The sequence below is a fragment of the Aeromicrobium piscarium genome (genome assembly GCF_007421815.1).
Taxonomy (GTDB): domain Bacteria; phylum Actinomycetota; class Actinomycetes; order Propionibacteriales; family Nocardioidaceae; genus Aeromicrobium; species Aeromicrobium piscarium.
In genome coordinates this window covers 495,304-517,146 of sequence record NZ_VLNT01000001.1, presented here as the reverse complement: position 1 = coordinate 517,146, position 21,843 = coordinate 495,304, and the positions used below count along the sequence as shown (strand labels likewise).

Annotated in this window: 23 protein-coding genes; 7 read left to right on the top strand and 16 right to left on the bottom strand. The window is 69.5% G+C overall.

The features are described from left to right. Window positions 1-82 precede the first annotated feature (82 nt). On the top strand, window positions 83-943 hold the full coding sequence (locus FNM00_RS02700) for a PhzF family phenazine biosynthesis protein (RefSeq protein ID WP_143911454.1): 861 nt from the start codon (window positions 83-85) through the stop codon (window positions 941-943). A gap of 212 nt (window positions 944-1,155) precedes the next feature. Further along, entirely contained in the window at window positions 1,156-2,121 is a 966-nt protein-coding gene (locus FNM00_RS02695) for an aldo/keto reductase (protein ID WP_246065033.1), read from the top strand. Between the two features lie 15 nt (window positions 2,122-2,136). Here the strand turns inward: FNM00_RS02695 and FNM00_RS02690 are convergent, their stop codons facing one another. The 5 genes from FNM00_RS02690 to groES all read right to left on the bottom strand — a co-directional run bounded on the left by FNM00_RS02690 (window position 2,137) and on the right by groES (window position 7,973). After that, window positions 2,137-3,759, bottom strand: a complete 1,623-nt coding sequence (locus FNM00_RS02690; protein WP_143911453.1) for a 4Fe-4S binding protein — start codon at window positions 3,757-3,759, stop codon at window positions 2,137-2,139. 18 nt (window positions 3,760-3,777) lie between these two features. Further along, window positions 3,778-4,683 (bottom strand): AurF N-oxygenase family protein, encoded by a 906-nt coding sequence (locus FNM00_RS02685; RefSeq protein WP_143911452.1) that lies wholly within the window; start codon window positions 4,681-4,683, stop codon window positions 3,778-3,780. Window positions 4,684-4,761: 78 nt separating this feature from the next. Next, entirely contained in the window at window positions 4,762-5,670 is a 909-nt protein-coding gene (locus FNM00_RS02680; RefSeq protein ID WP_143911451.1) for an AurF N-oxygenase family protein, read from the bottom strand. A gap of 321 nt (window positions 5,671-5,991) precedes the next feature. Beyond that, complete coding sequence (groL, locus tag FNM00_RS02675) at window positions 5,992-7,593, bottom strand: chaperonin GroEL (protein WP_143911450.1); 1,602 nt, start codon at window positions 7,591-7,593, stop codon at window positions 5,992-5,994. Between the two features lie 86 nt (window positions 7,594-7,679). Then, a complete protein-coding gene (groES, locus tag FNM00_RS02670; RefSeq protein WP_087623411.1) occupies window positions 7,680-7,973 on the bottom strand; it encodes a co-chaperone GroES in 294 nt (97 codons plus the stop codon). A 283-nt stretch (window positions 7,974-8,256) separates the two neighbouring features. On the opposite strand from groES, the gene FNM00_RS02665 reads away from it, so the two are divergent. The 5 genes from FNM00_RS02665 (at window position 8,257) to FNM00_RS02645 (ending at window position 12,238) form a co-directional block, all read left to right on the top strand. Beyond that, complete coding sequence (locus FNM00_RS02665; RefSeq protein ID WP_143911449.1) at window positions 8,257-9,429, top strand: PP2C family protein-serine/threonine phosphatase; 1,173 nt, start codon at window positions 8,257-8,259, stop codon at window positions 9,427-9,429. A gap of 17 nt (window positions 9,430-9,446) precedes the next feature. Next, window positions 9,447-9,782, top strand: coding sequence for an STAS domain-containing protein (locus FNM00_RS02660; protein ID WP_143911448.1), 336 nt, complete (start codon window positions 9,447-9,449; stop codon window positions 9,780-9,782). Then, window positions 9,772-10,227, top strand: coding sequence for an ATP-binding protein (locus FNM00_RS02655; RefSeq protein WP_143911447.1), 456 nt, complete (start codon window positions 9,772-9,774; stop codon window positions 10,225-10,227). Before FNM00_RS02660 ends, FNM00_RS02655 begins: the two co-directional genes overlap by 11 nt. A gap of 77 nt (window positions 10,228-10,304) precedes the next feature. After that, the gene (locus tag FNM00_RS02650) at window positions 10,305-11,462 is read left to right on the top strand and encodes a class I SAM-dependent methyltransferase (RefSeq protein ID WP_143911446.1); all 1,158 of its coding nucleotides are present in this window, start codon (window positions 10,305-10,307) and stop codon (window positions 11,460-11,462) included. 44 nt (window positions 11,463-11,506) lie between these two features. Beyond that, on the top strand, window positions 11,507-12,238 hold the full coding sequence (locus FNM00_RS02645) for a hypothetical protein (protein WP_143911445.1): 732 nt from the start codon (window positions 11,507-11,509) through the stop codon (window positions 12,236-12,238). Between the two features lie 115 nt (window positions 12,239-12,353). Here FNM00_RS02645 and tsaD read toward each other — a convergent pair whose 3' ends face one another. From tsaD to FNM00_RS02590, 11 genes are all read right to left on the bottom strand, one after another. Then, window positions 12,354-13,400: a tRNA (adenosine(37)-N6)-threonylcarbamoyltransferase complex transferase subunit TsaD gene (gene tsaD, locus FNM00_RS02640; RefSeq protein ID WP_143911444.1), complete on the bottom strand. Its 1,047-nt coding sequence runs from the start codon at window positions 13,398-13,400 to the stop codon at window positions 12,354-12,356. A 223-nt stretch (window positions 13,401-13,623) separates the two neighbouring features. After that, window positions 13,624-14,385 (bottom strand): lysophospholipid acyltransferase family protein, encoded by a 762-nt coding sequence (locus tag FNM00_RS02635; RefSeq protein WP_143911443.1) that lies wholly within the window; start codon window positions 14,383-14,385, stop codon window positions 13,624-13,626. A 15-nt stretch (window positions 14,386-14,400) separates the two neighbouring features. Continuing rightward, entirely contained in the window at window positions 14,401-15,015 is a 615-nt protein-coding gene (locus FNM00_RS02630) for an HAD family hydrolase (RefSeq protein ID WP_143911442.1), read from the bottom strand. After that, on the bottom strand, window positions 15,002-15,418 hold the full coding sequence (locus FNM00_RS02625; protein WP_143911441.1) for a DUF5709 domain-containing protein: 417 nt from the start codon (window positions 15,416-15,418) through the stop codon (window positions 15,002-15,004). Before FNM00_RS02625 ends, FNM00_RS02630 begins: the two co-directional genes overlap by 14 nt. Next, a complete protein-coding gene (locus tag FNM00_RS02620; protein WP_143911440.1) occupies window positions 15,415-15,915 on the bottom strand; it encodes a DedA family protein in 501 nt (166 codons plus the stop codon). The genes FNM00_RS02625 and FNM00_RS02620 overlap by 4 nt, the downstream gene beginning before the upstream one ends. Next, window positions 15,912-16,340, bottom strand: a complete 429-nt coding sequence (gene rimI, locus FNM00_RS02615) for a ribosomal protein S18-alanine N-acetyltransferase (RefSeq protein WP_143911439.1) — start codon at window positions 16,338-16,340, stop codon at window positions 15,912-15,914. The genes FNM00_RS02620 and rimI overlap by 4 nt, the downstream gene beginning before the upstream one ends. A gap of 1 nt (window position 16,341) precedes the next feature. Next, window positions 16,342-16,959 (bottom strand): tRNA (adenosine(37)-N6)-threonylcarbamoyltransferase complex dimerization subunit type 1 TsaB, encoded by a 618-nt coding sequence (gene tsaB, locus FNM00_RS02610; RefSeq protein WP_143911438.1) that lies wholly within the window; start codon window positions 16,957-16,959, stop codon window positions 16,342-16,344. Between the two features lie 131 nt (window positions 16,960-17,090). Next, window positions 17,091-18,059: a tRNA (adenosine(37)-N6)-threonylcarbamoyltransferase complex ATPase subunit type 1 TsaE gene (gene tsaE, locus FNM00_RS02605; RefSeq protein ID WP_143911437.1), complete on the bottom strand. Its 969-nt coding sequence runs from the start codon at window positions 18,057-18,059 to the stop codon at window positions 17,091-17,093. 76 nt (window positions 18,060-18,135) lie between these two features. Further along, the gene (locus FNM00_RS02600; RefSeq protein WP_143911436.1) at window positions 18,136-19,110 is read right to left on the bottom strand and encodes an alpha/beta fold hydrolase; all 975 of its coding nucleotides are present in this window, start codon (window positions 19,108-19,110) and stop codon (window positions 18,136-18,138) included. Continuing rightward, on the bottom strand, window positions 19,107-20,237 hold the full coding sequence (gene alr, locus FNM00_RS02595; RefSeq protein ID WP_143911435.1) for an alanine racemase: 1,131 nt from the start codon (window positions 20,235-20,237) through the stop codon (window positions 19,107-19,109). Before alr ends, FNM00_RS02600 begins: the two co-directional genes overlap by 4 nt. Next, entirely contained in the window at window positions 20,234-21,634 is a 1,401-nt protein-coding gene (locus tag FNM00_RS02590; protein ID WP_143911434.1) for an NAD(P)H-hydrate epimerase, read from the bottom strand. Before FNM00_RS02590 ends, alr begins: the two co-directional genes overlap by 4 nt. Window positions 21,635-21,843 lie beyond the last annotated feature (209 nt).

Below are 21,843 nucleotides of genomic sequence, written 5' to 3'. Positions count from 1 at the left end.
GACGCTACCCCGGCTCGCTGTACGGTCGCCCACGCACCCGCATCGGTCCGCCGACGGTTCCGGCACCCACTACCGTGGCGGGATGATCGATACCGGACACCGTGAAGAAGCGTTCGCGCAGGTTCCGCTGGTGCAGATCGACGCGTTCGCGGACGGGTTGTTCGAAGGCAATCCGGCAGCGGTGGTGCCTTTGCCGGCCTGGCCCGCGGATGAGCTCCTCCAGCGGGTCGCGGCCGAGAACAACCTGTCGGAGACGGCATTCCTCGTCGAGGATCTGCCATCGGCACCGCCGGTCCAGTATCCGGCGCGGCCCACGTATCACCTGCGATGGTTCACCCCGGCGATCGAAGTCGAGCTGTGCGGACACGCGACGATGGCGGCGGCATCGTATCTCTTCGACGATGTGCATGCGGAGGCCGAGACGGTGCAGTTCTTCACGCGCAGCGGATGGCTCACGGTCACGCGCTCGCCCGATGGCGTACAGACGATGGACTTCCCCTCCGAGCAGTCTCGGTCGACGGAGGTCGACCCCACCGTGGCGCGGGCGCTCGGAGTCCCGGTCGCCGAGGCGTTCCGCGCCACGGACCTCATCTACGTCGTGGACGATCCGCAGATGGTCGTCGACCTCACACCGGATCTCGCCGTCCTGTCGGCCCTGCCGGTGCGTGGCATCGTCGTGACCGCACCGGGGACCGGCACCGAGTACGACTTCGTGTCGCGGTGGTTCGGTGCGCGGGCGGGGGTCCCCGAGGACCCTGTGACGGGATCGGCGCACTGCCAGCTCGCTCCCCTCTGGGCAGCGAGGCTGGGCAGGACCGATCTCGTGGCCCGCCAGGTCTCCAAGCGCGGAGGTACCCTGCGGATACGACTCGACGGTGAGCGGGTGCTGCTGTACGGGCGCTGTGTCCGCTTCTTCGAGGGAATCGCGAGGCTGCCTCTCTAGGTCGTGCCCGGTCGTCAGAGCCGGATGGAAGGCATCGGTGGGATCGACGCGTCCTCGCAGAGCCGAGGCCGGATCGTGCACAACCTAGGCTCGTGGTGACGCGCGTCGCTCACGAGAGTTCGCGCCCCGGCGAAGGAGACCCACGATGACCACGATCGGCACGACTCGACTCAGCGACGGCCTCACGGTGAGCAGGCTCGGTTTCGGAGGGCATGGCCCTCAGCCACGTCTATGGTGGCATCGGTTCAGAGGAGGCCGAACGCGTCCTGCACGAGGTCATCGACCTGGGGGTCACCTTCCTCGACACCGCCGATGTCTACGGCGAGCCGCACCCCGGCCAGGAGGGGCCGGCCGGCACCAACGAGGAGTTGTTCGGGCGGGTGCTGCGCACACGGCGCGACGAGGTGCAGCTCGCGACCAAGTTCGGGATCGTCGGCGCCATCGGCACGGGGGCGAACAAGACGACCCGGGGTGATCGCGAGTACGTGCACCAGGCCTGTGATGCGTCCTTGAGGCGTCTCGGCGTCGATGTCATCGACCTGTACTACATGCACCGTCGCGAGCTGGACCGGCCCATCGAGGAGACCGTCGGTGCGATGGCCGAGCTGGTCGAGGCCGGCAAGGTCCGTCACCTCGGGTTGTCGGAGGTGACGGCCGAGGAGCTCAGGGCCGCCCATGCGGTACATCCCATCGCCGCGGTCCAGAGCGAGTGGAGCATCTGGTCGCGCGATGTCGAGGCCCACGTCGTCCCGGCGGCCCGGGAGCTCGGCACGGGCTTCGTCCCGTACTCCCCGCTGGGGCGCGGGTTCCTGACGGGCACCCTCACGCCGGACGCGATCGCCGGCAGCTCCCGCTCCGGACAGCCTCGCTTCGATGAGCACTTCGAGGCCAACCAGGCCGTCGTCGACGTGGTGCGAGAGGTGGCCGACCAGCTCGGTGCGACGCCGGCCCAGGTGGCGCTGGCCTGGTTGCTGGCACAGGGGGAACGGTTCGACCTGCCGGTCGTGCCGATCCCCGGCACTCGACGTGCCGAGCGCATGGAGGAGAACGCCGGCTGCCTGGACATCTCGCTCACCCAGGATCAGCTGAGTGCTCTCGACGCCGTCTCCGATACCGTGCTCGGCGGCCGCAATCTCACCTTCAACGGGCCGGAGTGGATCTCCAGCGGACGCGAGTGAGAGCGCCCGCCGCGGTCAGCGACGTGCGGCGTCGAGCATCTGGGCCGAGGACGCGAACTTGACGCGCGGGCGCCCCGCAGAGGCCCCACGGGCGCGCTCGGCACTCTCGATGGCGAACATCCGGCGACGGTTCACGAGCGACGGCACCCGTCTCCGCAGGAGCTTGCCGAATCCGCGTCGCGAACCGCCCGGCATCCGCAGAGCGCCGTCGGCCGCGTCCTGGAGCACAGTCGACACCGTCTCGTGGGCGCAGGTGCGATTGGTGCCGATACCGCCGGTGGCGCCACGCTTGATCCACCCCGTGACATAGGCACCGGGGATCGGATCTCCGGTGGCCGGATCGATGACCCGGCCGTCGACATTGGGAACCGTCGCGGTGACGTCGTCGAAGGGGAGCCCCGCCACCGGCCGTCCGCGATGCCCGGTAGACCGCACCACGGTGCCCACGGGGACCTTGACGGCCTCGTCCGGCCGGCCGGTCGGGGCGATCTGCACGGCCTCGACCGCGTCGCCGCCCTCCACCGACACGATCTGCGCCCCGAAGGCGAAGACCAGTCGCTTGCCCTCCGGTGGCGCCACCGTCAGATCCACCTCCGCCCGCGGGAGAGCAGCGAGGAGCGCTGCCTTGGACCCCGGCTCCGCGACGTCGAGTGCGGCCTCCGCGGCCTCGTCACGGGCGACCACGACATCGATGCCCTCGGGCATCATCAGCAGCTCCGGGCGGGTGAAGGCCGCGACCTCCGGTCCCCGACGCCCGAGCAGGACGACCTCGCGGATCGCCGAGCGCTCGACCTCGTCGATCGCGTGATCGGCCATGTCGGTGCGCCGCAACGATGCCGGCTCGGAGAGCACGATCCGCGCGACGTCGAGGGCCACATTGCCGTTGCCGACGACGACCATGCGCTCCCCGCCCAGGCGGATCGACTCGGCGGGGACGTCGATGGCCGCGTTGTACCAACCGACGACATCCGGCGCGCCGAAGACGCCCGGGAGGTCCTCGCCGGGGACGCCGAGGGCACGATCCAGTCGCGCACCGACGCCGTAGATGACGGCGTCGTGGTACTGCAACAACTCCTCGTGGGTGACGTCCGCGCCGACCTCCACATTCATGTACATCGAGGTGCGCGGGTGCCGATACGCCCAGTCGAAGAGATTCGCGAAGGCCTTCGTCTCGGCGTGATCCGGTGCGACTCCCCCGCGCACCAGTCCGCCGGGGACCGGCGACTTGTCGAGCATCGTCACGCGCGCGTCCGTCGACAGGAGCAGATGCCGGGCCGCGTAGGAGGCGGCGGGCCCGGTGCCGACGACCGCGACCCGCAGCGGGCGATCGACGACGGCGCCCATCTCCTCCCACGTGTGCGTCGCGGGCGCGACACGCGTGGGCCGTTCGGCGTAGAACTCGGCGTTCAGCTGCGCGAAGACCTCCTCGCCGCCGCGCAGGACGTCGACCGGCTTGATCGCCGACACCGGGCAGGCGTCGGCGCAGGCACCGCAGTCGATGCAGACCTTGGGGTCGACATAGAGGATGTCGGTCGTGCCGAAGTCCGGCTCATCGGGTGTCGGATGGATGCAGTCCACCGGGCACACCGACACACAGGAGGCGTCGTTACAGCAGCTCTGGGTGATCGCGTAGGCCATGTGAGGGGACTTCCTGGCTCAGAGCATGTGGACGCTGCGGTACATCCGCATCGCCGCGGGGGTCAGCAGACCGGCCTCGGACAGGAAGTCCATGAGGTGCACGCAGCTCATCCGCATGAGGTTGTGATGATGGGTGTTGGCCTTGGCCTCGGCGATCGCCCGCTCGCGCGGCAGGCCGACATTGGCGTAGACGTCCTTGCTGACCATCTCGCGCACGATGAAGGTCGCCGCGGCGGCGATGACATAAGCGCTGACCCGGCGGCGGGTAGGCGAGACGCCCTTGAGGTAGTCCACAATCTCCATGCGCGCGAACTTCATATGGCGCGCCTCCTCGACCACGTGGATCTTGCTCGTGGTGCGGACCTCGTCGAGCACGTCCTCACCGCGCAGCCAGTCGCGCTGCATGACATCGAGGATCTCCTCGGCCACCAGGATGCAGCCGTACGAGATCTCGCCATTGGCAACGTTCTTGAGCAGTCGAGCGAGCTCGTGGACGTATCGCTGCGGACGGTAGTCCGAGGCATCGAGCTTGGCGCAGGTCTTGGAGAACATCAATGAGTGACGGCACTCGTCCGCGATCTCGGTGAGCGCCCAGCGGAACTCCGAGCCACCGTAGGGGGCGGAGTACTGGCTGCGCAGGATGAGGTGCTGCAGGAGCGTCTCGAACCAGATGCCGGTGCTCATGATCGACGCGACCTCGTGGCGGGTCAGCGCGATGCGCTGCTCCTCACTCATCTCACTCCACAGACGCGTGCCGTAGAGCGTGGACCACTCGGGGTTCAGCCCGTACTTGGTCGGGTCGAGCGGAGCGTCCCAGTCGATCTCGTCATCGGGCTGGTACGACAGCTGCTCGGACGACTCGAGCAGGCGCTCCAGCTCGGTGTCGTTGAGCGTGGCACGGAAATTCTCCGGAGCGATGGTCATGGTGTGCCTCCCTCGCAGCAATATGACACCGACAATGTAACATGCAGTGTGGTGGGTGTCACGTGCCGCTCGTCACGGTCAGAGCATGTGGACGCTGCGGTACAGCCGCATCGCATAGGGGGTCAGCAAGCCCGCCTCGGACAAGAAGTCCATGAGGTGCACGCAGCTCATCCGCATGAGGTTCTGGTGGTGCATATTGGCCTTCGCCTCGGCCACGGCACGCTTGCGATCCAGGCCGACATTCGCGTACACCTGGTCGCTGACCATCGACTCGACGACGAACTTCGCCCCGCCGGCGATGACCGCCGCGCTGGCCTTGCGACGCATCGGGCTCGCACCGGCCAGGTGCTCACGGATCTCGTGCCGCGCGAACTTCATGTGCCGCGCCTCCTCGACCACGTGGATCTTGCTCGTGGTGCGGACCTCGTCGAGCACATTGTCGCCGCGCAGCCAGTCGCGCTGCATGACATCGAGGATCTCCTCGGCCACCAGGATCGCCCCATAGGCGACCTCGCCGCCGGCGACGGTCTTGAGTCCGCGCGCGAGCTCCTGCACGTAGCGCTTCGGCTTGTAGTGCGGGACACCCATCTTGGTACAGGTCTTGGCGAACATGAGCGAGTGACGGCACTCGTCGGCGATCTCGGTGAGCGCGAACTGGAACTCCGAGCCCGCGTAGACACCGCAGTACTGGTCGCGCAGGATCATCTGCTGCAGGATCATCTCGAACCAGATGCCGGTGCTCATGATCGAGCCGACCTCGTGGCGGGTCAGCGCGATGCGCTGCTCCTCGCTCATCTCACTCCACAGACGCGTGCCGTAGAGGGTCGACCACTCGGGATTGAGCCCGTACTTGGCCGGGTCGAGCGGGGCCTGCCAGTCGACCTCCTGGTCCGGGTCATAGGACAGCTTGGCCGAGGACTCGAGCAAGCGCTCGAGCGTGCCGTCCGGGTCGATCTGCTGGCGGAAATCCACTGCCGTTGCGGTCATCGCGCATCATCCTCTCGATGTGACACTGCCAATGTAACATCGAAAATGGCAGTCGTCATCCGTGAGTGCCGTCACCCTCCGCGGGCGGGGCGCCTCGGCAAGCGGCCGAGCACGCGACGGGTGGGCGGTGAGATAGACACCCCTCAACGCCGAGCGCGGTGAGATAGACACCTCTCCGAGGCGGCGAGAGGTGCGTAACCCACCGCCCACCCGGACGAGACGTGCGAAGCTCACCGCCCCCCCCCGAGGGAGACGAAGGGCCGGAACGCGACAGGGCCCGGAGCCGAAGCTCCGGGCCCTGTACGTGCCAGTTGGCGACGATCAGTGGCTGTGTCCAGCGTGCTCGTCGTCCTCCTCGGCGGGCTTGTCGACGACCAGGGTCTCGGTCGTCAGCAGCATCGCGGTGATCGAGGCCGCGTTGGCGAGCGCCGAACGCGTGACCTTGACCGGGTCGAGGATGCCCTGCGCGAGCAGGTCACCGTACTCGCCCGAGGCCGCGTTGTAGCCGTCGCCGCTCTCGCGGACCTTGGAGACCACGACCTCGCCGGAGGCGCCGCCGTTGCGGGCGATCCACTCCAGCGGGGCGTCGGCGCCCTTGCGGACGATCCGCACACCCACGGCCTCGTCGCCGCTGAGTCCGAGACCGTCGTCGAGCACGCGCACAGCGTGGACGAGAGCCGAACCGCCGCCGGGAACGATGCCCTCCTCGATCGCGGCGCGCGTCGCGGAGACGGCGTCCTCGATGCGGTGCTTCTTCTCCTTGAGCTCGACCTCGGTGGCCGCACCCACGCGGATGACGCAGACACCGCCGGCGAGCTTGGCGAGACGCTCCGAGAGCTTCTCGCGATCCCACTCGGAGTCGGTGTTCTCGATCTCGGCCTTGATCTGGGCCACGCGGCCGTCGACCTCAGCCTGGTCGCCACCACCGTCGACGATGGTGGTGTTGTCCTTAGTCACCACGACACGGCGCGCGGTGCCGAGCACCTCGATGCCGACCTGGTCCAGCTTGAGGCCCACATCCGGCGTCACCACGGTGGCGCCGGTGAGGGTCGCGATGTCCTGCAGGATCGCCTTGCGGCGGTCGCCGAAGGCCGGGGCCTTGACCGCGACCGAGGTGAAGGTGCCGCGGATCTTGTTGACGACGATCGTCGAGAGCGCCTCGCCCTCGATGTCCTCGGCGATGATGAACAGCGGCTTGCCGGCCTGAACGACCTTCTCCAGCAGCGGCAGCAGCTCCTGCACCGCGGAGATCTTGCCCTGGTTGACCAGGATGTACGGGTCGTCGAGCACGGCCTCCATGCGCTCGGTGTCCGTCACCATGTAGGGCGACAGGTAGCCCTTGTCGAACTGCATGCCCTCGGTGAACTCGAGGTCGGTGCCCATGGTGTTGGACTCCTCGACGGTGATGACACCGTCCTTGCCGACCTTGTCGAAGGCATCGGCGATCAGCTCGCCGATGTGACCGTCGCGGCTGGAGACGGTGGCGACCGCGGTCATGTCGGCGACATCGTCGACATCGCGGGCACGGTTACGCAGCTCGGCGGTGACGGCCTCGACGGCCGCCTCGATACCGCGCTTCAGGCCGACCGGGTTGGCTCCGGCGGCCACAGCGCGCAGGCCCTCGTGGACCATCGCCTGAGCGAGCACCGTGGCGGTGGTGGTGCCATCGCCGGCGATGTCGTTGGTCTTGGTGGCGACCTCCTTGGCGAGCTGTGCGCCGAGGTTCTCGAAGGGGTCGTCGAGCTCGATCTCACGGGCGACGGAGACGCCGTCGTTCGTGATCGTGGGAGCGCCCCACTTCTTGTCGAGCACGACATAGCGGCCCTTGGGGCCGAGGGTGACTTTGACGGTGTCGGCGAGCTTGTCGACGCCGCGCTCTAGCGCACGGCGTGCATCCTCGTCGAACTCCAGGATCTTGGGCATAGAAGGATCAGACCTCTTCTACTGAAGGATTCAGGGGGCGAATGCGGCTCCGGCGCCGCCCCGAGGGACGACGCCGGAGCACTGGATCAGGAGACGACAGCGAGGATGTCGCGGGCGGAGAGGATGAGGTAATCCTGTCCGTCGTACTTGACCTCGGTGCCGCCGTACTTGCTGAAGATGACCTTGTCGCCGGTGGCGACATCGACCGGGACGCGCTCGCCGTTGTCGCTGACGCGGCCGGGGCCCACGGCCACGACCTCGCCCTCCTGGGGCTTCTCCTTGGCGGTGTCCGGAATCACGAGACCGGACGCGGTGGTCTGCTCGGCTTCGAGCGCCTTGACGACGACGCGGTCCTCGAGCGGCTTGATGGTGACCGACACTGGTCGACCTCCCCTTTCGACGGTTACTGCTACGAATTGAGGTGTCCGGTGGCCACGCCGTCGCGGGGGTCGGGGCCACCGATGGAACTGGCACTCAGACTACCCGAGTGCTAAAGAGGACGATAGCAAACCCTGGCACTCACACCAAGAGAGTGCTAACCGTGGCGACACCGCATCTTTTCCTGGTATCGACCCTGAGATGGGGCGACATCGTTAGACTGATGCACAGGTTCGCCGGACCGCGTGCCTCCCGTCCGGTCCTGACGAGGCGAGAGGAGCCCCGGTGACGATCGTGTCCGCCGATGAGCGACGACAGCGTGTGGTCGACATCCTCGGGCTCCCCGAACGCGGCTCGCTTCCGGTCCTCGACCGTATCGCCCGTATCGCCCGGCGCATGTTCGACGTGCCGAGCTCCGCGGTGACCGTCTTCGACGCCGACCGCGTCTTCATTCCCGGCGGCTCCGGAGACCTCCCGGAGTCGATTCCCCGCGAGCACACCTTCTGCCAGCACGTCCTCGACACCTCCGGTCCGGTCACGACCTCCGACGCCACCTGCGATCCCCGGTTCCGTGACCTTCCCGCCGTGCGCGCCGACCCGGCGATCCGCTTCTACCTCGGCTACCCGCTCACCGAGCCGGGAGGCACCGTCATCGGCGCGTTCTGCGTCTTCGACACACGCACCCGGGAGTTCGATGCCGCCCAGGTCGCCGAGTTCAGCGATCTCGCGGCCTGGGCACAACGCGAGCTGCTCGCCGAGGCCGAGTCCGGGCGCGCCCGAGCGGCGCAGACGGCGCTGCTGCCGGACCGTCCGCTGCGGATCGGTGACTGGTCGGTCACCGGACGCTGCGCCGCCGCGCTCAATGTCGGTGGAGACTACTTCGACTACGGCGCCGACGGCCACGTCCTCCACGCCGGACTCGCCGATGTCATGGGCAAGGGCACGGCGGCGGCGCTCCTCGGCTCCTCAGTCCACGGCGCCTTGCGTGGCGCGATCCAATCGGTGACCGAGGGCATGGATCTCGGCCGATATCTACAGCGAGCGGAGACCCAGCTGGCCGACGAGCTGGACCGGTCGGGGGCCTTCGTCACCGTCTTCCAGCTGTCCGCCGACACGCGGACCCATCGGCTCCGCTACGCCGATGCTGGCTTCGGGCTGGCGCTGCTCCTGCGGGCGACCGGCGAACGCGAGCGCCTCACCGGCGACGATCCTCCGCTGGGTCTGCGGCGCCGGGAACGCCGCGAACACCAGGTGGAGCTCCTGCCGGGCGACCGGCTCGTGTGTGTCAGCGACGGAGTCCTCGACCTCGTGGAGAACCCGGTCCGCTGGCCCGAGGCCGTCGAATCCCTCGTCCGGCCGTCCACGGACGCCGAGGCGATCGACACGATCCTGGGCCTGGCCACCGAGCGACCTCCGCTCGATGACGTTACGGTCATCATCGTCCAGCGTCATCCTTGAACGGGTTGGGAGAGCACGTGTTCGAGATCGGCGTCGACCGCGTCGAGGGGGCCACCGTCCTGCAACCCAGGGGACGTCTGACGATGGCATCAGCGGGAGCCTTCCGCGATGCGGTCACCACGGCCCTGCACGCCGGCGATCAGCTGGTGGTCATCGACCTCGCCGGCCTCGCCTTCATCGACTCCTCGGGACTGGGCGCCCTGGCGGGAGCACAGCGGATCGCGCATGCCGGGGACGTTCCGTTGCGCGTCTGCGGAGCGAGCGATCAAGTCCGGCTGGCCATGGAGCTGACCAATCTCGACGACCTGCTCCAGCCCTTCGTGACCGTGGACGCGGCACTCGATGCCCGCTGAACAGCCGGTGGTCCGGCAGGTCTTCGACGCACCGGCCACCCCGGAGAGCATCGAGCTGGTCCTCGACGCCGCACAGCAGTGGTGGGACGACCTCGGCGGTGACGTCGACATCCACGTGCGGCATGCCTTCACCACCGCCCTCGCCGAGGTGACCGGCAATATCGTCGCGCACGGTCGCCGCACCGCGGGTGGCTCGCGCCGCTTCGACCTCCGGCTCCAAGCGCATCGCGATCGCCTCGTCGCCGAATTCACCGACCACGACGAGTCCGCCGAGGTCGACGTCGAGCACGCCACCATGCCGCCCCCGGAGTCCGAGGACGGACGCGGACTGGCCCTGGCCCGCGCGGTGCTCGACCGGGTCGAGCACCGTTACGACGGCGCCAACCACTGGTTGCTGGAACATCGTCGTCTCCCCATCCCGGCGGCGCCCGGGGGCGGTGAGTAGGCGTCCGTTCGCGGCCGGAAGGGACGCTCAGGCACCGCCCACGAGAGGGAGGTCGCGGCAACGGCCACAATGGCGAGGTGGACCTCGCGACCTTCGATCGTCTGCTGGCCCCGGCCGGTCAGCGTCTGCTCGCCACGGTGGCCGAGCAGCCACCTGGCACGTCCGACCTCGCGCTGGGCACTCGGTTGCGTCGCGATCACCCCGGTGAGCTGGTGGCCGCGGCCATCGCCCAGCAGCGGCTCCGTGAGAAGGCCGTCGCGAAGCTGGGACCCGATGCGGCCCGCCTCTACTACACGCCCGACGCGCTGGAGCAGGCGACGCGCGCGTCGGTGGCGCGCCATCGGGCCGAGCAGCTGCGCGACCGGGGCGCCCAGGCCGTGGCGGACCTCGGCTGCGGCATCGGCGCCGATCTCATCGCCTTCGCCCGGGCCGGGCTCACCGTGCGCGGAATCGAGATCGACCCGCTGCGCGCGGCCATCGCACGCGCGAACCTGACGACCCTCGGTATCGACGGACGCGTCGAAGCCGGCGACGCCCTCGAGACATCGATCGCCGATGACGAGATCGCCTTCGTCGATCCGGCACGCCGCGACGGCAGCGGTCGTCTCACCCGGCTGGACCAGCTCACGCCGCCGTGGGAATGGACCGCTCGCCTGCTGGACGGCCGGGCTGTCGCCAAGGTCATGCCCGGCATCGCGCACGATGCGATCCCCACGGGCGTCGGCGCCGAATGGGTCAGTGACCACGGCGACCTGGTGGAGGCGTGCCTGTGGGGTGCCGGCTTCGAGGTGCCCGGTCATCGGGCCACCGTGCTGCCCACAGGCGAGACGATCGCCGCGCACGGCGCGCGAGCCCGGCTCGATCCGCCTCGCCGGTTCATCGTCGAGCCCGATGACGCCGTGATCCGCGCAGGCCTGGTCGCCGAGCTGGGCGAGCAGATCGGCGGCGGGCTCCTCGACCCCAAGATCGCCTACCTGACCTGCGACGCCCCGCCCTCGGGCGCTCTCGGTCGCTGGTTCGAGATCGTCGAGGAGCTTCCGTTCCGCACCAAGAGCCTCCGCGCCGCTCTGCGCGAACGCGAGCTCGGCACGCTCACGGTCAAGAAGCGCGGAGTCGACATCGTGCCGGAGCGGCTCATCGCTCAGCTCAAGGCGACCGGTTCCATCCCGGCCACCCTGCTGCTGACCCGCGTCGACGGCAAGGGCCGGGCCTTCTGGGTGCGTCCGATCGATTGACGCGTCGTAGCCGAGACGGGCGTGACCTATGCGATGCTTCGGCCATGGAAGCTCTCCGCAGGATCGTCGCCCGATTCGTCATCGGCACGTTCGCGCTGGCGGCGGCGCTCGGAATCTACGCCCTGCTGAAGCCCGGTCCGCTCGGCGAGGTCGAGGGCAATGTACTGCTGACGACCACCATCGTCGGAGTCGCAGCACTCGCCGCGCTGTGCTATCTGGCCTCGAGCGCGAGCTCCTGGTGGCTGGCCGGCGCGGCCGGGGCCGTGGTGGCCGTGGTGCCGGTCACGATCTCCCTGGTGCTCGTCTGGGGCGACTGGTCGTACTCCGACGGGTGGTGGAGGACCTACGGGGTCAGCATGACGCTGGCGCTCACGCTGGCGCAGATCAGTCTGCTCGCCGGTCTGACCGGCGACGCACGCCGGCGCCAGCGATGGCTACTGATCTCGACCGCGCTGATCGCCGCCGCGGTGGCCGCCGTCATCATCATGCTCCTGCTCAGCGACGGCGGCATCGGCGATGACGTCATGCGGCTGCTCGGCGTCCTTGCGATCCTGGACGCGCTGGGCAGCATCACCCTCATCGCCCTGCGGGTCTTCGGCGGGCGCGTTCCGTCATCGGCGCGACGCGGGCCCGAGCCTTTCGTGCTGGATGCCGGACGTTCGACCCGGCTGCGGCGGCTGGCCACGGCCCACGGCGTCTCCGCCGATCTCATGCTCGACCGGCTGCTGACCGAGGCCGAGCGCGGCCCGACAGAGCCACCAGCCAACCAAGGCTGACCCCTATGGCGGCGGCGGTAGCTGGTCAACCTCCCCCGCGGCGGCGGTAGCTGGTCAACCTCATGACGGCCTGATGGGGTTGATGGTCTACCTCCGACCGGGTAGGAAGCGAGCGTCAGGCGGCGACGATCTGCGCGACCGGCATGCCCGAGTCGACCGGGAGGTCGAGTGCGGATGGCGACACACCCCGCGCGACCAGCTCGGCACCCAGCGCCGCCACCATCGCCCCGTTGTCGGTGCACAGCGACGGAGGCGGGATGCGCACCTCGATGCCCGCGGCCTCGGCGCGCTCGAGCACGTACTGCCGCAGCCGGCCGTTGGCGGCCACACCTCCACCCAATACGAGCCGAGGCACCTCATGGGCCACACAGGCGGCGATCGCCTTCTTGCTGAGCACATCGCACACCGCGTCCTGGAACGAGGCCGCGATATCGGCGACGGGCACCGGACGTCCCATGCGCTGCTCATGCTGCACATGCCGGGAGACGGCGCTCTTGAGACCCGAGAACGAGAAGTCCCACCGATAGCGTTCGAGATCGCGCCCCGTGGTCAGGCCACGCGGGAAGGCCACGGCGGTCGGGTCGCCGTCGCGAGCCGCACGGTCGATCTCCGGACCTCCCGGGTAGGGCAGGCCGAGTAGACGCGCGACCTTGTCGAAGGCCTCCCCGGCGGCATCGTCGATGGTCGACCCGAGCATCGTGATGTCGGTGGCGATGTCGTCGACGAGCAGCAACTCGGTGTGCCCGCCGCTCACGAGCAGCGCGATCACCCGCTCACCGAAACGGCCATGTTCCAGTTGGTCGACGGCCACGTGAGCCGCGAGGTGGTTGACGCCGTAGAGGGGCTTGTCGTGGGCCAGGGCGAGGGCCTTGGCGGCAGCGACTCCGACGAGGAGGGCGCCGGTGAGCCCCGGGCCGCAGGTGACCGCGATCGCGTCGACATCGCGGACATCGAGCCCGGCCTGGCGGTACGCCTGTTCGAGGGTCGGCACCATCGCCTCGAGGTGGGCGCGGCTGGCGACCTCCGGCACGACCCCACCGAAGCGCACGTGCTCCTCGACACTCGACGCGACCGCATGCGCGAGGATCTCCGTGCCTCGGACGATGCCGACACCCGTCTCGTCGCAGGAGGATTCGATGCCCAGGACCAGCGGTTCAGTCACCGCGCCAGTCTAGGCGGCCGACCGCCAATCCCCGCCCGCACCTCACCCGGCCCGGCTTTTCATCCCCGGGGCGGTAAACCGTCAACCCTTCCGCCTCGCTGGAGGTAGACCATCAACGCCGTCGACACACCATTCGGTTGATGAGCTACCGCCACCGAGACGGAAAGGTTGAGGAGCTACCGCGGCCCGGCGAGGGCGGGGACGCAGCTCGACCGCGCCGGGATCAGTCGTCTTCGCGAGCCGCGCGGCGGGCGGCACGGGCGGCCTTCTCCTCGGCATCCAGGCGCTCGGCCTCCTCGGGGGTCGGGGCGAGACCTCCATAACGCGCGGGCGCCCACCACTGACCCTGCGGACTCACCGGATACTCGGTGATCGCCTTGTCCAGCAGCGCGCTCATCGCGATCCGCAACCGCTCGGTCTCGGCCACCGGATCCTCCCCCGTCACCTGCAGCGGCTTTCCGACATGCAAGGCGATCGTCTTGCCCCGGCCGAGCAGATCACTGTCATGGTCCTTCGTCTTCAGCAGCTGAGTGCCCCACGTCACCATCGGGATCAGCGGGACACCCGCCTCGGCGGCGATGCGCACGGCACCCGTCTTCAGCCCCTTGATCTCCATCGACCGGCTGATCGTCGCCTCGGGGAAGATCCCGACGATCTCCCCGGACCTCGCGTACTCCACCGCATCGCGGAAGGACGCCTCGCCGCTGTCGCGATCGACCGGGATGTGATGCAGCGACCGCATGACCGGCCCGGACACCGCGTGCTCGAAGGCCTCCTTCTTCGCCATGAAGCGCACGAGTCGCTTGCTCGGCTGCGCGGCGAGACCGTCGAAGATGAAATCGACGTACCCGATGTGATTGGCCGCCAGGATGGCACCGCCCTCACGGGGAATGTGCTCGGTCCCTGACATCTGGAACCGCATCCCCAGCAGCTTGAAGAGCGTCTTGGCCGTGAGGATGATCGGCGGGTACGTGATGTCGCGCATTCGCCCAGACTAGCCTTACACGTGTTCACTGAACCACGTAGCGAAGCCGGTCAGGTCCGGCAGTGTCGCGGTGGCACCCGCTGCGGCGAGCTCCTGCTCCGAGCAGGGGCCCGAGGCGACACCCAGTCCCGGCACCTCGGCGATGCGCGCAGCCTCCATGTCATGGACATGGTCGCCGACGTAGAGGCCGGCGCGATGCCGCACGAGGACCTCCGACTTGCCATCGCGCCATACGCCGCCCGCGACGTGATCGACCTGCAGGCCCAGGTGCTCCACATGTAGGCGGGCATCGCGCTCGTTCTTGGCGGTGACCACCATCGTCTCGCCGCGCGCCGCGGCCATCTCGAGTGCGGCGATCGCGCCCGGGAGCGGCCCGACCGGCTCGATCGCGAGATCGGGGTAGAGCTCGCGATAGAGCTGCGCCGCCTTGTCGACCTCGGTGTCGGCGAACCAGTTCGCCAGCTCCACCTCGAGCGGCGGTCCGAGCCGCGAGACGACGAGGTCGACGTCGATCGGGACACCGGTGCGACGCACCAGCTCGTGATACGTGGCCGCGATACCGGGACGCGAATCGATGAGGGTCATGTCGAGGTCGAAGCCGACCACGACCGTGGGCTCACTCCTCGTCATCGATCGTGTGCACCGCTGCTTCCTCCGCGCTCGCGGCCGCTCCGTCGATACCGGCGTCGTCGCCGAGCAGTTCGGCGTCGACGTCCTCGCCGATGCCCGCATTGGGATCGACGAGACGCCCCGAACGATCGTGCCCGACCTCACCGTCGTCGAGATCCTCCTCATCCACCTCGGCGTACGGATCGGGCTCGGGGATCTCCTGAGCGAGACGCTGGTCCAACGACTCCCCCTGCAGCTCCTCCTCGGGTGTCGTGCCGAATCCCTCACCGGCGGACCAGCGCTCCGGCGCGCTGAAGCCTTCGTCGAGAGGGTCCTCCAGGCCACGGTCGATGAGGGTGTCCTCGGGCGGATCCTGGCTGAGGAACTGGGAGTCCGCGGGCGTCTCGTCGGGTGCGTTGCTCATGGATTCAGACTGCCACTGTCATCGCCGCCCACAAGTCGAGCGGCCCGTTTGCGCAGCGCGAGATATATCACCACCACAGCCGCCACGACGACGATCCCGGCCAAGGCGAGGAGCGGCTCGCCACGCAGCCCTCCGAGCAGGGCATAGAACGCGGCCATGCCGATCGTGGACCAGACGGTCGCCCAGGCGGCGGCGCCCGGCACGAGGCCCGACAGGTAGCGCGGCCAGCGCATCTCGATGAGACCGGCCGACAGATTGACGATCGTCTGCACGCCGACGGTCAGGAAGCTCAGCGCGACGACCGGCGCGCCCCACGTGCCGACCCGATCCATGACCGCGCGGGTACGGGCATTGGGCGAACGCCAGCGGATCACTCCCGCCGTGACGCCTCGCCCGATGAGATAGGTGGCGCCGGCACGCAGGAATGCCACGAGGAAGAAGCCGCACCAGGCCCATGCCCAGGGCCAGGAGCGCATCGCCTCGATGACCCCGTTCACCCTCGTCGCTCCATCACCAGTGCGTCGCGTCCTCGGTAGTAGCCGCGACGGGTCGCCAGATCGGAGAAGCCGAACCGGCGGTAGAGCCCGATCGCCGGCTCGTTGTCCGCGTCGACCTCCAGCAGCATCCGTTCTGCCCCTCGCTCGGCGGCTCTGCTCCACGCCTCGGTGAGCAGTCGTCGTGCGGTGCCGCGCCGCCGTCGCGCCGGGAGGACGGCGATCCGCAGGAGCTCGGCGTCCGGGCCTACGAGGGAGACGGTGGCGTATCCGGCAATGCCCTCGTCGTCATCGGCCACGATGACGGTCCGCGATGCCGCGAATTCATCGGTGAGCTGGTTCCGGCTCCAGGCGTCAGGACCGAAGCAGAGTTCCTCCACCTCGACGAGAGCCGGCAGATCGGCGGCGGAGGCGGACCGCAGCGTCATCTCACGCCCGCGCGGCCGGCACCGTCGCGTCCGGACGGCGCAGGTACAGGGGTTCCAGGGGAAGCTCCGCGGCGCGCCCGGCGACCACGAGGCGGGCCAGCGCCGCTGCCGAGGGGTCGAGCGGTCCGGGACTCTGGATGAGGACATCGGCATAGATCTCCGCACCGCGCCCGACGACCGGAAGTCCGAGCTCGGCGACGGTAGCGGGCTTGTCGACCGCGGGACCCTCGACCCGCACACCGCCGACATAGCGAGCCCAGTAGACCTCCTTGCGGCGCGCATCGGTTGCCACGATCAGCTCGGCCTGGTCGGTGTCGGCCGCGAGGATGTCGAGTGTGCAGACTCCGTGGGGGGTCAGATCGAGGGTCTGAGCCAGGGTCAATGCCGTCACGACGCCCACGCGCAGACCGGTGTACGGGCCAGGGCCGACGCCGACCGCCACATCGGTCAGGTCCGCGGCCGCGGCACCCGCTCGAGCGAGGGCCTCGCGGATCTGCGATGCCAGCAGCTCGCCGTGCGCCATCGCGCCATGAGCCGTCGCCTCGCCGATCACGCGCGAACCGTCGTGGACGGCCGCGGTGATCGCGGGCGTGGCCGTGTCGATGGCGAGGAGGAGCACGACGCTAGCCTACGTGGCCCCGGGAGCGGAGATCCCCTCGCCGGGCGGTGAGCTGTCCCGCGCCAGCCGGCGGATAGTGCGGGATGGCTCACCGCTCAGGGCGGGGGTGCGGGATGACTCACCGCCCACGGTCAGCGCAGGAGGGTGGACCGCAGGGGAACGTCGATCCAACGCGGCCCGCGGGGACGGATCGTGACCACCCGCATGTCCGGCGACTTCACCCCGGAGTCCGTGCCGACCGGATCCGTGTCATCGACCGCCCGCGCCTCGATCCGCACCGACAGCCAGCTGTCGGCCAGCTGCTCCGCACGGCCCTCGCCCCACTCCACGACCGTGATCGACTCCTCGGTCGAGGCATCGAGGTCGAGGTCGTCGATCTCGGCGGCATCGCCCAGCCGGTAGGCGTCCACGTGCACGAGGGGCGGACCATCGGCCAGCGAGGGATGCGTACGCGCGATGACGAAGGTGGGCGAGGTGATCGGTCCACGCACCCCCAGCGCCTCGCCGAGCCCCTGGGTGAACGTCGTCTTGCCAGCCCCGAGGTCACCACTGAGCACCAGCAGATCCCCCGGGCTCAGCAGACGGGCGACATCGGCCGCCAACTCGTGCATCGAGGTCGCATCGGGGACCTCGCGCGAGAGCCACAGGGTCTTGCCTAGGTGGATCATCGGCCCGGTCTGCCCGATCGGCACGTAGAGCTTGCGGGTCCAGAACCGCACCGTATCCGGCAGCTCCTCGCGCACATCGAGCCAGATGCCGTCCTTGCCGCGTTCCTCGGCGATGTCCTCCGCCACGCCCACCATCGCGGAGGCCACCCCGCGATCGCGACCCTGCGGATGGACGCTGACGCGCCGCAGACCCAGCAGCCCCTCGCGGGACTCGTCGAACAGGATCGCCCCCATCGGGCGATCACGTCGCAGGGCGAGCAACCCCCCGTAGTCGCGCAGTGTCGCCGCGACCGTCTCGACCGTCTCGTCGAAGGCCGTCGTCGGGGGATCGAGAGCGGGCCTAGCGGCGAAGGACCGATGGATCACGTCGACGATGACCTCGGCATGCTCGGGTCCGGCCTCGACCAGGTCCAGAGCCGCCCGCTCGGTCATGCCGACTCCTGCCGAGAAGAGCACACGATCAGCAGAAACCGGCCCGACACGTCCATCGTTCCCTCGCTCCGCTCGGTCATGAGGCCTCCTTGAGTACGGTCTCGATCGCCTCCGTGACCGTGGCCGGATCCTCGAACATCATCATGTGGCCCGCGTCCTCGATCGTCACCAGCTCCGCACCCTCGATATGCCGGGCGAGCCACCGGCTGTGAGAGAACGGGGTGAGCACGTCCTTGGTGCCGCCGACCACCACCGTGGGGACCCGGGCCAATGCCTCGAATCCCTCACCGAGGTCCAGGTCCAGGAAGTTGGCGTAGAAGTTCACGATGACGCGCGACGGGGCGCGCAGGATCATCTCATTGGAGATATCGGCCGCGATCTCGGAGGCGTGCGGTCCGAGCGCCCACCGCTTGATGACCGAGAAGCTGTTGAACTCGCGGCCCCAGTCCAGGACCGGTGTGGTGGCACGCATCAGCGCCGCGATATAGCGCAGGGCGGGGCTCTTGCGCATGAGCTTGCCGCCACTGGTGCCGATGAGGACGACCCCGGCGACACGTTCCTCGAAGGCGTCGCGGTGCCGCCCGGCGAAGCGCATGATCGCCATGCCGCCCATCGAGTGCCCCACGAGCACCACCCGGGAGTCCGCCGCGAGGCTCTCAAGCACGGTCAGCAGGTCGTCGGCGAGGTCGTCGAGGGAGGAGTTCGATGCCGAGGTCACCCCGGACCTGCCGTGCGACCTCAGGTCGCAGAACACCATGCGGGCACGGCCGCGTAGGGCGAGCCGCTGATAGTGCCAGGTGTCGAGATCGCACATCCAGCCGTGCAGGAACACGATGGTCGGCTCGGGGCCGGCGTCGACCTCGGCGTGCAGCGGGACATCGTCGTGTGCGGCGAGGTAGTGCGACTCCCCGTGCACCGAGCCGAAGGGGGTCTCGTCGCCTCGCCGCTCCAGCCGGCGCTGGGCCGACAGGTTCTTGAAGACGGTCGCCGCGACGCCGGCGGCGGCGAAGGCTCCCGCCGTCGCCGCGGCGCGTGTCACGTGCTTTCTCATCGCTCTCCTCGATAGGTCCGGGTCCAGCGGCCCGCCAGCCGGGTCACGATCTCGTAGCCGATCGTGCCGGCGGCCTGCGCCCACTCCTCCGCGGTGGGCTCGCCGTCGTCGCCGGGTCCGAACAGTGTCACGAGATCGCCCCGGCGAGCGGGCAGTTCGCCGAGATCGATCACGCACTGGTCCATACAGATCGTTCCACGCACCGGCACCCGCCGGCCCGCATACCCCATCTCGGCGCGGTTCGAGGCCGTGCGATGGAGGCCGTCGCCGTAGCCGACCGGCACGAGACCGAGGCGGGTCGGATGGTCGGCGGTCCAGCGGTAGCCGTAGGAGACCCGGGCACCTGCCTCGACCTCCTTGACCTGTGCGAGCCGGGCCCGCGCGGTGAGCACCGGCCGGACGCCCGGGAACCGCACGGCCGGGTCCGGGTCGATGCCATAGGAGGCGATGCCCACCCGCACGAGATCGAAGTGGGCGGACGGACGGGTGAGGATGCCGGCGGAGTTCGACAGGTGCCGTAGTCCTGGCTCGACTCCCGCTCCACGCAGTTCGTCGACGGCGCCGATGAAGACTGCCTCCTGTTCGGCCGACGCGGGATTGTCCGGTTCGTCGGCGCAGGCGAAATGCGACCACACTCCGGTGATCTGCACGCGGCCGCTCTCCTGGGCTCGCGAGGCCGCGCGGACGAGGGCCGACCAGTCTGCGCCGAACCTCGCGCCGTTGCGGGACAGGCCGGTGTCCACCTTGAGCTGTACGCGGGGTCGCGACGGCGCGGCGGCGAGGATCTCCTCGAGCTGCTCGGCCGACGATGCGGTGACCTCGATCCCGGCCTCCACGAGCTCGGCGAAGGGGGCACCGGGTGTCTCCAGCCAGCACAGCACCGGGCCGTCGTCACCCGCGGAGCGCAGGGCGAGGGCCTCCTCGGGTCTCGCGACACCGAGCCAGTCGGCGCCGGCATCGCGTGCCGCGCGGGCGATCGGCACCATCCCGTGGCCGTAACCGTTCGCCTTGACGACCGCCATCTGCTGCGATGCGGGCGCCAGCTCGCGCAGCACCCTCAGGTTCTCGCGGTAGGCGTCGAGATCGACCACCAACTCCGCCGCCGGAGCGCCGTTCGCCCCGCTCATCGTGCCACCGTCGGCACGAGGAAGTCGCCGAGCACGCTCGGCAGCAGCTCGGCGATATGGTGCGCGGGGAAGGGACCCGCGAGCGCCGCGCGCTCGGCTGCCGCGCCGTGGAGGAGGGCGGCCAACGCGCCCGCCGAGAGAGTATCGAGTCCCGACGACAGCAGCGACCCGGCGAAGCCGGCGAGCACATCCCCCGCTCCCGCCGTGGCGAGCCACGAGGTCCCGGAGGTATTGACCATGGTCCGTCCGTCCGGAGCGACCACCAGCGTGCGTGGACCCTTCAGCAGCACCGTGGCATCCCACCGTCGAGCGGCAGTTCGCGCGTGGGGCCATGGATCGGCCTCGACCTCGACCCGCTCGACCTCGAGCATCCGTGCCAGCTCACCGGCATGCGGTGTGAGCAGCACATCGGGTCGCAGGCGGGGAGGAAGGTGCGTCAGCGCCGTAGCGTCGAGGAGCACGGGCACGTCGTCATCGAGTGCCGCGCGTACCGGCTCCGGGTCGTCGATCCCGCCGGGGCCGACCACCCACGCCTGCACGTGGCCTCGTCCCGCGACGACCTCGGGGGCACGATCGACCACCCGGTCGCAGAGTTCGCGCTGGCCCACGAAGCGCACCATCCCGGCGGTCCCCGCTTGAGCACCGGCGACGCACAGATGCGCCGCTCCGGCGTACTCCGGAGAGCCGGCCTCGATGCCCACCACTCCGCGGCTGTACTTGTGCGACTCCGGCCCGGGGACCAGATGAGCGAAACGGGCACCGTCGCCGAGCTCGAGCGCCTCACATGCCGGATCGGAGAGATGCTCGGCGATGCCGACACCGCACACGACGAGCTCTCCGGAGGCCAAGGCGCCGCGACCGATCAGCAGACCGGGCTTGGCACCACCGAAGGTGACGGTGACATCGGCGTCGACGGCGGTACCGGGCACCGTACCGTCGTCGACGCCGATCCCCGAGGGGGTGTCGACGGCGATGACATAGGGGCGCTCGTCACGCACCCAGTCGGCCCACTGCGCCGCCCGGCCTTCGAGTCCCGGCCTGGCGCCGATCCCGAACAGCCCGTCGACGACGTAACGCTGGTCCGAGGGAGCCTCCACGAATCGGGCCCCGGCATGGCGGGCCGCCGCGAGGCCGGCCTCATGGGCCTTGGCGTGGTCGAGCAGTGCGATGTCGACCCGATGTCCGCGATCGCTCAGCCGGGCCGCGGCGAAGAGCGCGTCGCCACCGTTGTTGCCCGGCCCGACGAGCACGAGCGTCGTCGCATCCGACGGCACCCGCAATGCGACGACATCGGCGAGCGCAGCGGCAGCCGCCTGCATGAGACCGTCCCACCCGTGGACACGGGCGGCGGACTCCTCGGCGGCGCGGATCTGCTCGACCCGGTACGCGCTCAGCATGATGGCTGTGTCTCCCAATCCTGGTCATTGCGAGCGTCGTATCCGCGGGATGGCTCGCAATCCCCCAAGGACTCCGCAGAGCTCCGTCCAGGGAGGTGCCCCCACGCAGTCGCGCAGGCAGGTCGGACACCTTTCAAGCGCCTGCAACGCAGAGAGGCGCCCGCGGGGCGGCGCGCATTCCCCCAAGCACTCCGCTGCGCGAAGGGGGG

What these genes read in the sequence shown, in the direction of transcription:
- FNM00_RS02645 (WP_143911445.1), top strand. Translation starts at nt 11,507, where the DNA reads ATGGAAGCTCTCCGCAGGATCGTCGCCCGATTCGTCATCGGCACGTTC.
- FNM00_RS02630 (WP_143911442.1), bottom strand. Translation starts at nt 15,015, where the DNA reads ATGACGAGGAGTGAGCCCACGGTCGTGGTCGGCTTCGACCTCGACATG.
- FNM00_RS02600 (WP_143911436.1), bottom strand. Translation starts at nt 19,110, where the DNA reads ATGAGAAAGCACGTGACACGCGCCGCGGCGACGGCGGGAGCCTTCGCC.
- rimI (WP_143911439.1), bottom strand. Translation starts at nt 16,340, where the DNA reads ATGACGCTGCGGTCCGCCTCCGCCGCCGATCTGCCGGCTCTCGTCGAG.
- FNM00_RS02685 (WP_143911452.1), bottom strand. Translation starts at nt 4,683, where the DNA reads ATGACCATCGCTCCGGAGAATTTCCGTGCCACGCTCAACGACACCGAG.
- FNM00_RS02690 (WP_143911453.1), bottom strand. Translation starts at nt 3,759, where the DNA reads ATGGCCTACGCGATCACCCAGAGCTGCTGTAACGACGCCTCCTGTGTG.
- alr (WP_143911435.1), bottom strand. Translation starts at nt 20,237, where the DNA reads ATGAGCGGGGCGAACGGCGCTCCGGCGGCGGAGTTGGTGGTCGATCTC.
- FNM00_RS02625 (WP_143911441.1), bottom strand. Translation starts at nt 15,418, where the DNA reads ATGAGCAACGCACCCGACGAGACGCCCGCGGACTCCCAGTTCCTCAGC.
- FNM00_RS02655 (WP_143911447.1), top strand. Translation starts at nt 9,772, where the DNA reads ATGCCCGCTGAACAGCCGGTGGTCCGGCAGGTCTTCGACGCACCGGCC.
- FNM00_RS02590 (WP_143911434.1), bottom strand. Translation starts at nt 21,634, where the DNA reads ATGCTGAGCGCGTACCGGGTCGAGCAGATCCGCGCCGCCGAGGAGTCC.
- groL (WP_143911450.1), bottom strand. Translation starts at nt 7,593, where the DNA reads ATGCCCAAGATCCTGGAGTTCGACGAGGATGCACGCCGTGCGCTAGAG.
- tsaE (WP_143911437.1), bottom strand. Translation starts at nt 18,059, where the DNA reads ATGACCGAGCGGGCGGCTCTGGACCTGGTCGAGGCCGGACCCGAGCAT.
- FNM00_RS02695 (WP_246065033.1), top strand. Translation starts at nt 1,156, where the DNA reads ATGGCCCTCAGCCACGTCTATGGTGGCATCGGTTCAGAGGAGGCCGAA.
- FNM00_RS02700 (WP_143911454.1), top strand. Translation starts at nt 83, where the DNA reads ATGATCGATACCGGACACCGTGAAGAAGCGTTCGCGCAGGTTCCGCTG.
- FNM00_RS02635 (WP_143911443.1), bottom strand. Translation starts at nt 14,385, where the DNA reads ATGCGCGACATCACGTACCCGCCGATCATCCTCACGGCCAAGACGCTC.
- FNM00_RS02680 (WP_143911451.1), bottom strand. Translation starts at nt 5,670, where the DNA reads ATGACCGCAACGGCAGTGGATTTCCGCCAGCAGATCGACCCGGACGGC.